The sequence below is a fragment of the Kitasatospora papulosa genome (assembly GCF_000717245.1).
GTDB lineage: Bacteria > Actinomycetota > Actinomycetes > Streptomycetales > Streptomycetaceae > Streptomyces > Streptomyces papulosus.
Genome location: NZ_JNYQ01000001.1, coordinates 349,635 through 365,073 on the forward strand (window position 1 = coordinate 349,635; position 15,439 = coordinate 365,073).

A 15,439-nucleotide genomic window follows, 5' to 3' on the forward strand; every position below is an offset into this window, starting at 1 on the left:
GACGACCCCGAGTGCACTCTCCTGAGCCAAATGGGGGAGGGTGGAGACAGTCAGGGCACCTCGAAGAAGAGGCACTACGTCGGTGAGGGATGACGTGAGCGAGCACACCAAGAACGCTGTAGTACTGCGGTACGGCGACGACGAGTACACCTACCCGGTGATCGACAGCACCGTCGGCGACCAGGGCTTCGACATCGGGAAGCTCCGGGCCAACACAGGCCTGGTCACGCTGGACAGCGGCTACGGCAACACGGCCGCGTACAAATCCGCCATCACCTACCTCGACGGCGAGCAGGGCATCCTGCGCTACCGCGGTTACCCGATCGAGCAGCTCGCCGAGAGCTCGACGTTCCTCGAGGTCGCCTACACGCTGATCAACGGCGATCTTCCCAAGGCCGACGAGCTGTCGGCCTTCAAGAACGAGATCACCCAGCACACGCTGCTGCACGAGGACGTCAAGCGTTTCTTCGACGGCTTCCCGCGCGACGCCCACCCGATGGCCATGCTGTCCTCGGTCGTCAGCGCGCTGTCCACCTTCTACCAGGACAGCCACAACCCGTTCGACGAGGAGCAGCGTCACCTCTCGACGATCCGGCTGCTGGCCAAGCTCCCGACGATCGCGGCGTACGCGTACAAGAAGTCGATCGGTCACCCGTTCGTCTACCCGCGCAACGACCTCGGCTACGTCGAGAACTTCCTGCGCATGACCTTCTCCGTCCCGGCCCAGGAGTACGTGCCGGACCCGGTCGTCGTCTCCGCGCTGGAGAAGCTGCTCATCCTGCACGCGGACCACGAGCAGAACTGTTCGACCTCCACCGTGCGTCTGGTCGGCTCCTCGCAGGCGAACATGTTCGCGTCGATCTCCGCGGGCATCTCCGCCCTGTGGGGCCCGCTGCACGGTGGCGCCAACCAGTCGGTCCTGGAGATGCTCGAGGGCATCCAGGCCAACGGCGGCGACGTCGACTCCTTCATCCAGAAGGTGAAGAACAAGGAGGACGGCGTCCGCCTGATGGGCTTCGGCCACCGGGTGTACAAGTCCTTCGACCCGCGCGCCAAGATCATCAAGGCTGCCGCGCACGACGTCCTGTCCTCGCTCGGCAAGTCCGACGAGCTGCTCGACATCGCGCTCAAGCTGGAGGAGCACGCGCTCTCCGACGAGTACTTCGTCTCGCGCAACCTCTACCCCAACGTGGACTTCTACACGGGCCTGATCTACCGCGCCATGGGCTTCCCGACCGAGATGTTCACCGTGCTGTTCGCGCTCGGCCGCCTCCCCGGCTGGATCGCCCAGTGGCACGAGATGATCAAGGAGCCGGGATCCCGCATCGGCCGCCCGCGCCAGATCTACACCGGCGAGGTCCTGCGCGACTTCGTCCCGGTCGAGGGCCGCTGAAACCTGTAGGACCACCGCTCCACCCCCGGCCGCTCGCGGCCGGCATCCTTCGCCCCGCGTACCGCGCTCGCCCACTCCGGAGCGCGGTGTCCGGGGCGTTTCGGCGTTCCGGGGACTGCCCGGGACCGATGCCGGCCGACGGGCTGTGGCGAAAGCGAGAAACGCCCCGCCGCCGATCCCCCCACGGGTCGACGGACAGGGCGCTTCCCATATCCCGGAGCGGATTCCCCCCACGGGATCCGGCCGGGCGTCTGCAGGGAGCCTGAACTCCCGTTGTTGTGCGGTGGTGCCTATTCAGTTCGGTCCTGCTGTGCGGCTGCCGGGGTACGTACGGACAGGAGGGCCGCTCAAAGCTCCCCGGTGCACGTGCCCCGGCCAACACTTGCCAGGAGCGTCCCCCAAGACACTCCATCGGACGTCCCCCAAGACATCCTTGGCATCGCACTCTTAGACTCACCAACCCATCAGATGGTTACCCTCGAATCGGTGTGATCTAAGTCTCTTTGTGGAAATCATGTGAAGGAGCGCAACCTCAGGCTGTTGGTCACGACGAAGACCGACGAGAACGCCATTGCCGCACCCGCGATCATGGGGCTGAGCAGCCCGAACGCGGCGAGAGGCAGTGCGGCCACGTTGTAGCCGAAAGCCCAGAAGAGGTTGCTTCTGATGGTGGACAGAGTACGCCTCGACAGCCGGATGGCGGCAGGGGCCACCTTGAGATCTCCACGAACCAGCGTGAGGTCGCCCGCCTCGATCGCCGCGTCGGTACCGGTGCCCATCGACAGGCCGAGATCGGCCACGGCGAGCGCGGCGGCGTCGTTGACGCCGTCACCGACCATCGCGACGGACCGGCCCGCTTCCTGGAGACGCCGTACGACCTGCGCCTTCTCCTCCGGGAGCACCTCCGCGTGCACCGTGTCGATGCCGACCGCGCGGGCCACGGAGTCCGCCGAAGCCTGGTTGTCGCCGGTCAGCAGGATCGGGTCGAGGCCCAGCGATCGGAGCTCCGCGACTGCCTCCGCGCTGCTCTCCTTCACGCTGTCGGCCACTTCCAGGACACCCCTGGCCTCGCCGTCCCAGGCCACGGCGACCGTCGTGCTTCCCTGACCCGCCGCCTGCGCCAGGGCGTCCTCCAGTGAGGCCGGGAGGGCGATCCCGGCGTCGGTGAGGAGCTTCGCCCGGCCCGCCAGCACGGCGTGCCCCTCGACGGTGCCGCGCACCCCCAGGCCGGGGACGTCGGTGAAGTCCGCCGGTGCCGGCAGTGCCAAGCCCGTCCGGGCGGCCGCCCCCGCGGCCACCGCGCGGGCCACCGGATGCCCGGAGGCGTGCTCCAGGGCGCCGGCGAGGCGGAGTACGTCGGTCTCGGCCGTCCCGTGGGCGGTGTGGACGCGTCCCAGGGTCATGCGGCCGGTGGTGACCGTCCCGGTCTTGTCCAGGACGACCGTGTCGATCCTCCGCGCGGTCTCCAGGACCTCGGGTCCCTTGATGAGGATGCCGAGCTGCGCGCCCCGCCCGGTACCCGCCATGAGGGCCGTGGGGGTGGCGAGCCCCAGGGCGCAGGGACAGGCGATGATCAGCACGGCCACGGCCGCGGTGAACGAGGCGGTCACGTCGTCGGTGGCCAGCAGCTGGGCGACCAGCGTCCCCAGGGCGATCAGCAGCACCACGGGGACGAAGACCGCGGAGATCCGGTCCGCCAGGCGCTGGGCGGCGGCCTTGCCGCTCTGCGCGTCCTCGACGAGCCTGGCCATCCGTGCCAGCCGGGTGTCCGAGCCGACCCTGGTGGCCTCGACGACCAGCCGGCCGGAGACGTTCAGGGTGGCGCCGGTGACGGAGTCGCCCGGAGCGGTGTCCACGGGTAGGGACTCCCCGGTGAGCATGGAGGTGTCGACGGCCGAGGAGCCCTCGACGACGGTGCCGTCGGTGGCGATCTTCTCGCCGGGCCGTACGACGAACCGGTCTCCGACCTGGAGCCCGTCGACGGCGACGCGTACTTCGGTGACCTCCGGCCCCGGCCCCGTGCCCGGACGGAGGACCGTGACGTCCTTCGCCCCGAGGCGGAGCAGGGCGCGCAGGGCGGAACCCGCCTTCCGCTTGGACCGCGCCTCCAGGTAGCGGCCCAGCAGGATGAAGCCGACGACTCCGGCCGCGACCTCCAGGTAGATGGTGGAGGAGGGGTCGGATCCGGACGCGGTGATCTCGAACCCGTGGCGCATCTCCGGCATGCCCGCCGTGCCGAGGAAGAGGGCCCAGAGCGACCAGCAGAAGGCCGCCAGCGTGCCGATGGACACCAGGGTGTCCATCGTGGCGGCGCCGTGCCGCAGGTTCGTCCAGGCGGCGCGGTGGAAGGGGAGCCCGCCCCAGACGACCACGGGGGCCGCGAGGGTGAGGGAGAGCCACTGCCAGTTGTCGAACTGGAGGGCGGGGACCATGGCCATCAGGACCACCGGCACGGCGAGCACCGCCGAGACCTGGAGGCGCTGCCGGAGCGCGGCGAGGGCCGCGTCGGCCCGGCGCTCGGCGGCCTCACCGGGGTCGTCGCCTCTGAGCTCGCCGCTCTCACGGAAGGACGCGGCTCCGTCCCCGGCGGAGTCACGGGGGGTGCCGGTCGGGAGCCCGCCCCCGGCGGCCTCGGCCGACGTCGGGGTACGCGTCGGGGACTCCGTCGCGGGTGCCGGTGCCGATGGTGCGGGGGCGGGGCGGGCGACGGGCTGGGCGGTGTAGCCGGTCTTCTCCACCGTGGCGACGAGGTCGCCGAGCGTGATGCCGGCGCCGTAGGAGACGCGGGCCTTCTCGGTCGCGTAGTTGACGGTGGCGGTCACCCCGTCCATCCGGTTGAGCTTCTTCTCGACGCGGGCCGCGCACGAGGCGCAGGTCATCCCGCCGATCGTCAGTTCGGCGTCGGAGGTCTCGGCCGCCGGGGTCTCGGCTGCCGTGGTGCTGGCCATGTGAGCGGACTCCTGGGTCGAGCAGTCGGGCCGTTTCCCCACCAGTATCTGCTTCCTGGTGGCGGAACCGGCCCGGGGGGAGGCGCCGGGCGGGGCGAGCCGGGCGCGGATCGCGCGGGGTGGTGTGCGGTGGCGCCGGGCGAGGGCTCCCGCGGGGCCGTGGTCCCGTGCCGGGGCGTGGGCTCCTGGGGTGCGCGCCCGGGCGGACGTGCTCCGCCGGGCGCTGGGCCCGCCGGTCTCAGGCGCGGCCGACGAGCTCGTAGCCCGCCTCGTCGACGGCGGCGCGTACCGCCTCGTCGGTCAGGGCCGCCGCGGAGGCCACGGTCACCCGGCCGGTCGCCGCCTCGGCCTTCACCGAGGTCACTCCCGCGATTCCGGAGATCTCCTCGGACACCGCCCCCTCGCAGTGGCCGCAGGTCATGCCCTTCACCTCGTACACCGTGGTGACGCCCCCCGCCTGCGCGCCGGCCGCACCTTCGCCGCAGGAGCCGGTGGACGAGCAGCAGGAGCCGGCGGCCTGGGGCGTGTCTGTCTCGGTGGTCATGGCGTTCTCCTCTTCGCAGGCACACGTGGTGTGACGGATGTGGCGCGAGGGCGCACCGGAAGGCCGGTGAGCCTGCCCGCAGCTCCAACTATACCCCTAGGGGGTATCAATGCTCCGTTCGGCCGTCCTGTCGGGTGTGTCGCACACCAGGGGTTCCAGGTAGCGGTACATCACGGTCTTCAACTCCGCCGAGTACGCCTCCCGTTCGGCACCCTCGTGCGCCATGATCAGGTCGAGTCCGGCCTTGAAGAGGACGAAGGACATCTCCGCGGTGCGGGCCACCCGGTCCGCGGGGAGCTCCGGCAGGTAGGCGGCCAGGAGTGCTTCCGTCCGGGTGAGCATGGTGGCGTGGAGCGCGTCGTGCTCCTGGGTGATCACGCCCGGGATCTCGGAGCCGTGGGTGAGTACGGCGAAGGCCGGGTTCTCGCAGTTGAAGGCGATCAGGGGGTCGAGGACGGCGTCCAGCAGTCTGTCGAGCGGCAGTTCGATGCGGCTGATGACGAAGGCGGCGCCGTACGTCTCCCGCCAGCGCTGCATGAGCTGCTCGCCGAGCTCGATGGCGATGGCTTCCTTGTTGGGGAAGAACTGGTAGAGCGTGCCGGGCGAGACGCCCGCCTCGCGGGCGATGGCGTTGGTGCTGGCGCCGTTGTATCCGCTGGCGCAGAAGACGTCGGCGGCTGCTTTCAGCAGCTGGGCGATGCGGGCCTCGCCGCGCGCCTGACGGCGGCGCGGCCGGCCGGTCGTGGCGCCCTGTCCGGCTCCGGTGCCGACTCCTGTGCCGGTTCCGCCGCCGGTTGCATTGTCGGCTCCGGTCCTGGCCCTGCCGCTCGATTCGGGTGTTCCGGCGCTTTCTTCCGCTCTGGCCTCCGGCACGGTCGATCCTCAGCTCTCAAGACGCGGTTGACAAACACGAGTGGGCACTCGCATTCTGATGAAACACGAGCGAGGACTCGTGTTTGCCAGTGTACGGGGCAATGGCCGACCCATGCTGCCCTGTGCGGCCCGGGTCCCGGTGAAGGGGACACCGCACCATGTCGGAAGTCAACAGATCGGAGCGCGTCGGGGGGTGGACGCGCTTCGTCACCGCGCGGCCACGGCTCGCGCTGCTGGCCGCCCTCGTGATCACGGCGCTCGCCGTCTTCGCGGGCAGTGGGGTGGCCGACCGGATGGGCAGCGGCGGCTGGGAGGCGCCCGACGCCGAGTCGACCTGGACGACCCGGGTGCTGGAGCGGGAGTTCCCCGCGTCGCAGCCCAATCTGCTCCTGCTCGTCGACAGCGGCGACGTCCCGGTCGACGACCCCGAGGTGGCAGCCGAGGCCGTCCGGCTCACCGAACGGCTGTCCGCCGAGCCGGGGATCACCGGCGTCGGTTCGTACTGGCAGACGAAGTCCCCCGCACTGCGCTCCTCGGACGGACGCGAAGCGATCGTCGCCGCCCGGATCACAGGGGACGAGAAGGGCGCCGGCGAGATCCTGGACCGCATAGCCCCCGACTACCAGGGCGTGCACGGCCCGGTGGAGATCTCGGTCGGAGGGCCCGTCGCCGTCCGGCACGAGATGCAGAGCATCATCCAGGAGGACCTCCTGCGGGCCGAGCTCATCGCTCTTCCGGTCACGCTGGTGCTGCTGGTCATGGTCTTCGGCAGCGCGGTCGCCGCCCTGCTGCCGCTCGGTGTCGGGATCGTCGCGATCCTCGGGACCAACGCGGTGCTGCGCGGCATCACCGAGTTCACCGATGTCTCCGTCTTCGCCCAGAACCTCACCACGGCCCTCGGGCTGGGGCTCGCCATCGACTACGCGCTGTTCATCGTCCGCCGGTTCCGCGAGGAGCTGTCCGCCGGGGCCTATCCCCGGACGGCGATCGGCACCACCTTGCGCACGGCGGGACGCACGGTGCTCTTCTCCGCGCTGACGGTGGCGGTGTCGCTGGCCGCGATGATGGTGTTCCCCCAGTACTTCCTGCGCTCCTTCGCCTACGCCGGTATCGCCGTGGTGCTGCTGGCGGCCGCCGCTGCCCTGATCCTGCTGCCGGCCGCCCTGATGCTGCTCGGCCCACGGGTCAACGCGCTCGACCTTCGCCGGTTGCTCCGCCGACGCCGGGCGACGCCGGCCGCCGGACCGGACGCTTCCCCGGACGCGCCCGAGGACTCGGGCAGGGGATGGGCCCGCCTCTCGGTGCTCGTGATGCGAAGGGCTCCGGTCTTCGCGGTCGTCACCACGGTCGGACTCGTGCTCCTGGGGCTCCCGTTCCTCGGGGTGAAGTTCGGCACGGCGGACGACCGCCAGCTGCCGGCCACGGCCGAGTCGCGCATCGTCCAGGAACACATACGGGAAGGCTTCCCCGGCAGCCCCGGCGGCGGACTCGAAGTCCTTGCGGAGGGCGCGGCAAGCCCCGGCCGGTATGCCGACTTCAAGGAGCGGATCGAGGCGCTCCCCGGGGTGCGGCAGGTGAACGGCCCCGTCACCGGGGACGGCTTCGCGTACTACGACGTGCTGCCCGAGGGAGAGCCGGTCGGAGAGCAGGCCCAGGATCTGGTGCGGGAGCTGCGAGCCGAGCCGGCGCCGTTCGACACCTCGGTGACCGGCACGGCGGCCGTCCTGGTCGACTCCAAGGACGCCATCGCGGACCGGTTGCCCTGGGCGGTGGGAATCATCGTCGTGGTGACACTGCTGCTGGTCTTCCTGCTGACCGGGAGTGTCCTGATCCCCCTCCAGGCGGTCGTCCTCAACGCACTCAGCCTGACCGCGATGTTCGGAGCGGTGGTCTGGGTCTTCCAGGACGGAAACCTCTCCGGGATCCTCTCCTTCACCAGCACAGGTGACATAGAGACGACACTGCCCGTGCTGATGTTCTGTGTGGCCTTCGGTCTCTCCATGGACTACGGCGTGTTCCTGCTCTCCCGGATCAAGGAGGAGTACGACCGCACCGGTGACCACGAGCACGCGGTGACGTTCGGACTCCGCCGCACCGGCGGACTGATAACCGCGGCCGCCGTGATCCTGGCCGTGGTGATGGTTGCCATCGGCACCTCGCGGGTGACCAACACCAAGATGCTCGGGCTCGGGATCGCGCTGGCCGTGCTGATGGACGCCATGGTGGTGCGCAGTCTGCTGGTGCCGGCCGTGATGAAGCTGATGGGCAGGGTCACCTGGTGGGCCCCCGCGCCGCTGCGCGCCTTCCACCGTCGGTTCGGGCTGAGCGAGGGGGAGTCGGCCCCCACCGCCGGTCAGGACGCCGAGGAGCGGCCCGGGGTGACCGGGCGGGAGCGGGACAAGATCACCGCCGGAGCGTAGATTCGCCGGATCACGAGCGGGATCACGGGATCGCGGGATCACGAGCCGGATCGCGAGCGGGATGGTGACGGCCGGCGGCCGGTCCACGGCAGTGGATGACAGCGGCCGGCCGAGACGGCCGGATCATGGGAGGCGGAAGCGATGCGGGCAGTGGTCTTCGAGGAGTTCGGTCAGGCGGCCCGGGTCCGGGACCTTCCGGACCCCGCGCCCTCCGGTGCGGGGGTGGTGGTCAGGGTGGAGGCCACGGGGCTCTGCCGGAGCGACTGGCACGGCTGGATGGGCCACGACCCGGACATCGTTCTCCCGCACGTACCCGGGCACGAACTGGCCGGGGTCATCGAGGAGACGGGCCCCGGCGTGCGGAACTGGCGCGTCGGCGACCGGGTCACCGTGCCCTTCGTCTGCGCCTGCGGCCGGTGTCCCGCCTGCGCGTCCGGCGCCCAGCAGGTGTGTGAACACCAGACCCAACCTGGCTTCACCCACTGGGGATCCTTCGCCGAGTACGTGGCGCTGGAGCAGGCCGACGTCAACCTGGTCGCGGTGCCCGACGGGCTGTCGTCCGCCACGGCGGCAGGGCTCGGATGCCGCTTCGCCACGGCGTTCCGGGCCGTCGTGGGGCAGGGGCGGGTGGCGCCGGGGGAGTGGGTGGCCGTACACGGCTGCGGCGGGGTCGGGCTGTCGGCCGTGATGATCGCGGTGGCATGCGGAGCCCGGGTCGTCGCGGTCGACGTCTCGCAGCGGGCCCTGGAGCTGGCGCGGGCGTTCGGCGCCGCGGAGTGCGTGGACGCCTCCGCGCACCCCGCCGGTGCGGACGAGGCGGTCCGCGAACTGACCGGCGGCGGTGTCCATCTGTCGCTGGACGCCCTGGGCTCCCCGGTCACCTGCTCCGCTTCCGTGCGGAGCCTGCGCAGGCAGGGCCGTCATGTCCAGGTCGGGCTGCTGCCTTCGGCCACCGGCGACCCGGTGGTTCCCATGGCACGGGTGATCGGCCTGGAGCTGGAGATCCTCGGCAGCCACGGCATGGCCGCCCACGACTACCCGCCGATGATGGACATGGTCCGGGCCGAGACCCTGCGACCGGACCTCCTGGTGACCTCCACCATCACCCTGGACGCCGCCCCGGCGGCCCTCGCCGCGATGGGCACCGCGCCCGGAGCGGGCGTCACGATCATCGAACCGGCGAGGGAGGCCTGACCACCGGTCAGTGGCTGCGGTAGCTGCAGTGGCTGTAGCGACTGCTGCGACGGGAGAGGTTCCAGGCGGCTCAGGAGGACGGACGCGCGGGCCCGCAGATGCGGAGGAACTCGCGGGTACGGCGCGCGATGGGCAGGGGCTTGTCGGGCGGACAGGGGTACATGTCCTGCTCGACGATCGCGAACAGGTCGGTGCCCAGAGCGCGCGCGGCATCCAGCACCGGCTCCAGCGCGGGCACCCCGCCCGGCGGCTCGCACATCACACCGCGCGCCACGGCCGGTCCGAACGGCACCTCGTTCGCGACGACATCGGCGAGCACCGCCGGGTCGACCTGCTTGAGGTGCAGATAGCCGATCCGCTCGCCGTAGGTCCGGATGAGTTCGACGCTGTCGCCGCCGCAGTACGCGTAATGGCCCGTGTCGAGGCAGAGGGAGACCAGTTCGGGATCCGTGGCGTCGAGGAAGCGGTTGACGTTCTCCTCGCTGTCGATGTGCGTATCGGCATGCGGGTGCACCACGATCCGCAGCCCGTAGCGGTCCCGCACCTCGCGCGCCAGACGTTCGGTCTGGGTGGTGAGGTCGCGCCACTGCGCGGGAGTGAGTGTCCGGTCCTCCAGCACCTCACCCGTCTTGTCGTCCCGCCAGAACGACGGGATGGCCACGAGATGCCCGGCGCCCATCGCCCGGGTGAGTGCCGCGATACCGGCGACATGCTCCCAGGTCCGGTCCCAGACCGCCGGACCGTGGTGCAATCCGGTGAAGACGGTGCCCGCGGAGACGGCGAGATTCCGGCGGGCGGTCTCGTCCGCGAGGCGGGCGGGGTCGGTCGGCAGGTAGCCGTAGGGGCCGAGTTCGATCCACTCGTAGCCCGCCTCGGAGACCTCGTCGAGGAATCGCTCCCAGGGCACCTGCTGTGGATTGTCGGGGAACCACACCCCCCATGAATCGGGTGCCGAGCCGATGCGGATGCGGGCCGAAGAGGGTACGGAGGAGGTCATATCGCCCACCCTCCAGTCCTCGGGAAACAGTGTCAAGAGTTCGTCCGAATGTCCGGACAAAGTGTTGACAGGGTCCAGGGCGAGGGCTAGACCTGGGAGCGGCCGTCCGGCCGTGGCCGACTCCGGGGACGGTGCGCCGGGCCGGAGCACCGGGTCGAAGGGATGCGTATGCCTGAGCCGTACGACGTGATCACCATGGGGCGGATCGGGGTGGACATCTACCCGCTGCAGACCGGTGTACCACTGGCCCGGGTCGAGACCTTCGGGAAGTTCCTCGGCGGCTCACCGTCCAACGTCGCCGTGGCCGCCGCCCGGCTGGGACGGCGTACGGCTGTGATCACACGGACCGGGCAGGACGCCTTCGGTGACTACCTCCACCAGGCGCTGGGGGAGTTCGGCGTGGACGACCGGTGGGTGAGTGCCGTGCCGGAGTACCCGACCCCGGTCACCTTCTGCGAGATCTTCCCGCCGGACCACTTCCCCCTCTACTTCTACCGGCAGCCCAAGGCCCCCGACCTGGAGATCCGGGGCGAGGAGCTGGACCTGGACGCGGTACGCGCCGCCCGGGTCTTCTGGATGACCGGGACCGGCCTCTGCGCCGAACCCAGCCGCACCGCCACCCTCACCGCACTCCGGGCCCGCGCCGAGCGCCCGTACCGCCGGGCCCGCGCGGAGACCGAGGACAGCAGGGCCCGTCGCGCGGAAACCGAGGGCAGCAGGGCCCGGACCGGGACCGGGGGCACCTTTGCTCACGACGGAACCCCGGGCGGTCGCGCCGACGGCGGGGCTCCGGCCGCCGGGCCGGCCGGGAGCCGGCCACCGGAGTCGCCCGGCCCTCCTCCTCGCATCACCGTCTTCGACCTCGACTGGCGCCCCATGTTCTGGGGCGAGCAGAAGGACGGCGACGGCGAAGCCGCACGCGCCCACTACCGCGAGGCGCTCGCCCACGCCACGGTCGCCGTCGGCAACCTCGACGAGTGCGAGATCGCCACCGGGGAGCGCGACCCCCGTGCCGCGGCCGCCGCCCTCCTCGCCGCCGGACCCGAACTCGCCGTCGTCAAACAGGGGCCGGGAGGCGTCCTCGCCGTCCACCGCGACGGCACCACCGCCGAGATCCCGCCCCTCCCCGTCGACGTCGTCAACGGCCTGGGCGCCGGGGACGCCTTCGGCGGCGCCCTCTGCCACGGTCTGCTCGCCGGCTGGGACACCGGGCACGTGATGCGCTACGCCAACGCGGCCGGGGCCATCGTCGCCTCCCGGCTCGCCTGCTCCTCCGCGATGCCCTTTCCGCACGAGGTCGAACAGGCCCTCGCCGAAGGCCTGGTGGCCCCGGCCACGGGGGACGCCCCGTGACCCCGCCCGCCGCGGGCGGCGTCGCCGATCTCGTCAGGCTCCGTGCCCACCACCCCGAGGCCGTCGCCGAGGCCGCAGGGGCCCGCCGCAGACGCCCGCTCCTCGGCCCCACCGGACGGCTGATGATCATCGCCGCCGACCATCCGGCCCGCGGCGCCCTCGCCGTCGGCGACGACGGCCTGGCCATGGCCGACCGCTTCGACCTGCTCGAACGCCTCTGCCTCGCCCTGGCCCGCCCCGGCGTCGACGGGGTGCTCGCGGGTGCCGACGTCCTGGAGGACCTGTTGCTCCTCGGTGCGCTGGAGGACAGGATCGTCATCGGCTCCATGAACCGGGGCGGACTCGCGGGGGCCTCCTTCGAACTGGACGACCGCTTCACCGGCCACCGCCCCGTCGATCTCTCCCAGCAGGGCTTCGACGCCGGCAAGTTGCTCCTGCGGATCGACCACGACGACCCCGGCTCCCTGGACACCCTGCACACAGCCGCCCGCACCGTGAACGCCATGGCCGCCCACCGGCTGCCCGTGTTCGTCGAGCCCTTCCTCTGCCGCCGCACCCCCGCGGGAATCCGCACCGACCTCGGGGCCGCCGCCGTCACCACGTCCATCGCCATCGCCTCGGGGCTCGGCGGCACCTCCGCGTACACCTGGCTCAAGGTCCCCGTCACCGAGGACCCCGAGGACATGGAACGGGTGATGCGGACCTCGACCCTCCCCGCGGTCCTGCTCGGCGGAGACCTCGCGGAGGACCCGGACACGGCCTACGAGCGGTGGCGCGGCGCGCTGCGGCTGCCGACCGTCCAGGGGCTGGTCGTCGGACGCTCGTTGCTCTACCCCGCCGACGGTGACGTCGCGGGAGCGGTCGACACGGCCGTAGGACTTCTGTGAACGAGGCCTGACGACGGGTAGGGATGGTGTCATGACGACGACGTCCGACGAGCAGCAGAGGTACCACCTCAGGGCCGGGCACGCGGCGAGCGGCCCCTACGCCCTGGACATCGGTCCCGAGCGGGCCGGGTGGGAGCGGTCGAGTCTGCGCGTCCTGGAACTCGAACCGGGTGGCGTTCACACGCTGGAAACCGGGGAGAGCGAATGGATCATCCTGCCGTTGTCCGGTGGCTGTACGGTGCGCACAGCAGGTGAGATCTTTGAACTGCTGGGCAGGAAAGACGTGTTCGGCGCCGTGACCGACTTCGCCTACGTCCCACGCGACGCCGGCGCCCAGATCGCCTCCGGCGCAGGAGGCCGCTTCGCCCTGGCAGGAGCGAAGTGCGAGCGACGACTCCCCGCTCGCTACGGTCCCGCGCCGGAGGTACCGGTCGAACTCCGCGGCGCCGGAACCTGCTCGCGCCAGGTGAACAACTTCGCCGCCGCCGACACCTTCGACTGCGACCGGCTCATCGCCGTGGAGGTCCTCACCCCCGGCGGCAACTGGTCCTCGTACCCGCCGCACAAGCACGACGAGTACCACCCCGGCGCCGAATCCGTGCTGGAGGAGATCTACTACTTCGAGGTCGAGGACGACGGCCTCGGCTACCACCGGGTGTCCCCGTCCCGCGAAGGCGGCACGGACGTCCTCGCCGAAGTCGCCACCGGGGACGCCGTCCTCATCCCCGACGGCTGGCACGGCCCGTCCATCGCCCCGCCCGGCCGCACCCTGTACTACCTGAACGTCATGGCGGGCCCGGGCGAGCAGAGGGAGTGGCTCATCCGCGACCACCCGGACCACCGCTGGATCCGGGACACCTGGCCCGGCCGGCCCGTCGACCCACGACTGCCGCTGCACGGTCCGGAGGCCGCCCGGTGACCCCACCACGCCGTGCCTCCGGCACGACCGCGTCCACCCGCAGGCTCACCACCGCGCAGGCCCTGATCGCCTTCCTCGCCCGTCAGTACACCGAGCGCGACGGCCGCCGCCACCGTCTGATCGGCGCCACCTGGGGCATCTTCGGCCACGGCAACGTCGCGGGGGTCGGGCAGGCGCTCGTCGAAGCCGGACCCGCGATGCCGTACCTCCAGGGCCGCAGCGAACAGGCCATGGTGCACGCCGCCGTCGGATACGCCCGCCAGTCCGGCCGGCTGTCCGCCCACGCCGTCACCACCTCCATCGGCCCCGGCGCCACCAACCTCGTCACCGGCGCCGCGCTCGCCACCGTCAACCACCTGCCCGTGCTGCTGCTGCCCGGGGACACCTTCGCCACCCGGCCCGCCGACCCCGTGCTCCAGCAGATCGAAGTGCCCCACTCGGGCGACGTGTCGGTCAACGACTGCCTGCGCCCCGTGTCCCGCTACTTCGACCGGATCACCCGCCCCGAGGCGCTGATTCCGGCCGCCCTGCAGGCCATGCGCACCCTCGCCGACCCCGCGGAGACCGGTGCCGTCACGCTCGCGCTGCCGCAGGACGTGCAGGCCGAGGCGTACGACTGGCCGGCGGAGTTCTTCGCGCCCCGCGTCTGGAACGTCCGCAGGCAGGCCCCCGACCCCCACGAACTCGACCAGGCCGTCCGTGCCGTGCGTACCGCACGCCGCCCCCTGATCGTCGCGGGCGGCGGGGTCCACCACAGCGCCGCCGAGGAGGCCCTCGCCGCCTTCGCCGCCGCCACCCGCATCCCCGTCGCCTCCACCCAGGCCGGAAAGGGCTCCCTGCGCCACGACCACCCCGCCGACGTGGGAGGCATCGGCCACACCGGCACCGCCACGGCCGACGCGCTCGCCCGCGACGCCGACCTGGTCATCGGCATCGGCACCCGCTACACCGACTTCACCACCGCCTCCGCGACCCTCTTCGCCGACCCGGCCGTCCGCTTCCTCAACCTCAACATCACCGGGTTCGACGCCCACAAGCTCTCCGCGCTGCCCCTCGTCGCGGACGCCCGTACCGCGATCGGGGCACTCGGAGAGGCCCTCGGCGCACACGGACACCGTGTGGACCCGGCCTACGAGAGCGAGTACACCGACGCCAAGGGCCACTGGGAGCGGCGCGTCGACGCGGCCTTCTCGACCACGGACCCCGACGCCCGTCCCACCCAGGCCCAGGTCCTCGGACTGCTCGACGAACTGGTCACCGAGGACGACATCCTGATCAACGCCGCCGGCTCCCTCCCCGGCGACCTCCACAAGCTCTGGCGGGCCCGCTCCCCGCAGCAGTACCACGTCGAATACGGCTACTCCTGCATGGGATACGAGATCCCCGCCGCCCTCGGGGTCCAGCTGGCGGCGCCCGGCCGGCCCGTCTGGGCACTCGTCGGGGACGGCACGTACCTGATGAACCCCACCGAGATCGTCACCGCCGTGCAGGAGGGGCTTCCCGTGAAGCTCGTCATCCTGCAGAACCACGGGTACGCGTCGATCGGCGGCCTCTCCGAGTCCGTGGGCGCCGAACGCCTCGGCACCGCCTACCGGCACCGCACCGCGGAAGGGGACTTCACCGGCGCCCCGCTGCCCGTCGACCTCGCGGCCAACGCCGCCTCGCTCGGCATGCGGGTGCTGCGCGCCGCGTCGGTGGGGGAGCTGCGCCGGGCCCTCGCCAAGGCGCGCGGCGCGGACCGTCCCACTTGTGTCTACGTCGAGACCGAAACGGCAGACACAGTGTCGGGGCCTCCCCCGGCGCAGGCGTGGTGGGATGTTCCCGTGGCCGAGACCGCGACCCGCCCGTCGGCGGTCGAGGCCAGAAAAGAGTACGACCGGCAGATCGCAGCCCGACGCCGCCACCTGTGAA

11 protein-coding genes are annotated in these 15,439 nt (G+C 71.6%); 7 read left to right on the forward strand and 4 right to left on the reverse strand.

Going from position 1 to position 15,439, the window contains the following annotated elements:
- The first annotated feature begins 94 nt into the window (after positions 1 to 94).
- A complete protein-coding gene (locus tag IA22_RS0101505; RefSeq protein ID WP_014156200.1) occupies positions 95 to 1,393 on the forward strand; it encodes a citrate synthase in 1,299 nt (432 codons plus the stop codon).
- 512 nt (positions 1,394 to 1,905) lie between these two features.
- On the opposite strand, the gene IA22_RS0101510 is transcribed toward IA22_RS0101505, so the two are convergent.
- The 3 genes from IA22_RS0101510 to IA22_RS0101520 all read right to left on the reverse strand — a co-directional run bounded on the left by IA22_RS0101510 (position 1,906) and on the right by IA22_RS0101520 (position 5,758).
- On the reverse strand, positions 1,906 to 4,341 hold the full coding sequence (locus IA22_RS0101510) for a heavy metal translocating P-type ATPase (protein ID WP_030122507.1): 2,436 nt from the start codon (positions 4,339 to 4,341) through the stop codon (positions 1,906 to 1,908).
- Positions 4,342 to 4,579: 238 nt separating this feature from the next.
- On the reverse strand, positions 4,580 to 4,885 hold the full coding sequence (locus IA22_RS0101515) for a heavy-metal-associated domain-containing protein (RefSeq protein ID WP_030122508.1): 306 nt from the start codon (positions 4,883 to 4,885) through the stop codon (positions 4,580 to 4,582).
- Between the two features lie 96 nt (positions 4,886 to 4,981).
- A complete protein-coding gene (locus IA22_RS0101520; protein WP_030122509.1) occupies positions 4,982 to 5,758 on the reverse strand; it encodes a TetR/AcrR family transcriptional regulator in 777 nt (258 codons plus the stop codon).
- A 158-nt stretch (positions 5,759 to 5,916) separates the two neighbouring features.
- Between IA22_RS0101520 and IA22_RS0101525 the strand changes: the two genes are divergently transcribed.
- Together IA22_RS0101525 and IA22_RS0101530 are read left to right on the forward strand one after the other, a co-directional pair.
- Positions 5,917 to 8,178, forward strand: a complete 2,262-nt coding sequence (locus IA22_RS0101525; RefSeq protein WP_030122510.1) for an MMPL family transporter — start codon at positions 5,917 to 5,919, stop codon at positions 8,176 to 8,178.
- Positions 8,179 to 8,319: 141 nt separating this feature from the next.
- The gene (locus tag IA22_RS0101530; RefSeq protein ID WP_030122511.1) at positions 8,320 to 9,372 is read left to right on the forward strand and encodes a zinc-dependent alcohol dehydrogenase family protein; all 1,053 of its coding nucleotides are present in this window, start codon (positions 8,320 to 8,322) and stop codon (positions 9,370 to 9,372) included.
- A gap of 70 nt (positions 9,373 to 9,442) precedes the next feature.
- Here IA22_RS0101530 and IA22_RS0101535 read toward each other — a convergent pair whose 3' ends face one another.
- A complete protein-coding gene (locus tag IA22_RS0101535) occupies positions 9,443 to 10,369 on the reverse strand; it encodes a sugar phosphate isomerase/epimerase family protein (RefSeq protein WP_030122512.1) in 927 nt (308 codons plus the stop codon).
- Between the two features lie 168 nt (positions 10,370 to 10,537).
- Here IA22_RS0101535 and IA22_RS33880 point away from each other — a divergent pair, with 168 nt between their 5' ends.
- From IA22_RS33880 to iolD, 4 genes are read left to right on the forward strand one after another with little or no spacing between them, the layout of a single operon-like run.
- The gene (locus tag IA22_RS33880; protein ID WP_038271610.1) at positions 10,538 to 11,722 is read left to right on the forward strand and encodes a 5-dehydro-2-deoxygluconokinase; all 1,185 of its coding nucleotides are present in this window, start codon (positions 10,538 to 10,540) and stop codon (positions 11,720 to 11,722) included.
- A complete protein-coding gene (locus IA22_RS0101550; RefSeq protein ID WP_015577203.1) occupies positions 11,719 to 12,609 on the forward strand; it encodes a Cgl0159 family (beta/alpha)8-fold protein in 891 nt (296 codons plus the stop codon). The genes IA22_RS33880 and IA22_RS0101550 overlap by 4 nt, the downstream gene beginning before the upstream one ends.
- Positions 12,610 to 12,640: 31 nt before the next feature.
- Positions 12,641 to 13,528, forward strand: a complete 888-nt coding sequence (gene iolB, locus IA22_RS0101555; RefSeq protein ID WP_030122513.1) for a 5-deoxy-glucuronate isomerase — start codon at positions 12,641 to 12,643, stop codon at positions 13,526 to 13,528.
- Positions 13,525 to 15,438 carry a 3D-(3,5/4)-trihydroxycyclohexane-1,2-dione acylhydrolase (decyclizing) gene (gene iolD / locus IA22_RS0101560; protein ID WP_030122514.1) on the forward strand — a complete coding sequence of 638 codons (1,914 nt, stop codon included), beginning with the start codon at positions 13,525 to 13,527 and terminating at the stop codon, positions 15,436 to 15,438. The genes iolB and iolD overlap by 4 nt, the downstream gene beginning before the upstream one ends.
- Position 15,439: the final 1 nt, after the last annotated feature.

What these genes read in the sequence shown, in the direction of transcription:
- iolB (WP_030122513.1), top strand. Translation starts at nt 12,641, where the DNA reads ATGACGACGACGTCCGACGAGCAGCAGAGGTACCACCTCAGGGCCGGG.
- IA22_RS0101515 (WP_030122508.1), bottom strand. Translation starts at nt 4,885, where the DNA reads ATGACCACCGAGACAGACACGCCCCAGGCCGCCGGCTCCTGCTGCTCG.
- IA22_RS33880 (WP_038271610.1), top strand. Translation starts at nt 10,538, where the DNA reads ATGCCTGAGCCGTACGACGTGATCACCATGGGGCGGATCGGGGTGGAC.
- IA22_RS0101535 (WP_030122512.1), bottom strand. Translation starts at nt 10,369, where the DNA reads ATGACCTCCTCCGTACCCTCTTCGGCCCGCATCCGCATCGGCTCGGCA.
- IA22_RS0101510 (WP_030122507.1), bottom strand. Translation starts at nt 4,341, where the DNA reads ATGGCCAGCACCACGGCAGCCGAGACCCCGGCGGCCGAGACCTCCGAC.
- IA22_RS0101530 (WP_030122511.1), top strand. Translation starts at nt 8,320, where the DNA reads ATGCGGGCAGTGGTCTTCGAGGAGTTCGGTCAGGCGGCCCGGGTCCGG.
- IA22_RS0101525 (WP_030122510.1), top strand. Translation starts at nt 5,917, where the DNA reads ATGTCGGAAGTCAACAGATCGGAGCGCGTCGGGGGGTGGACGCGCTTC.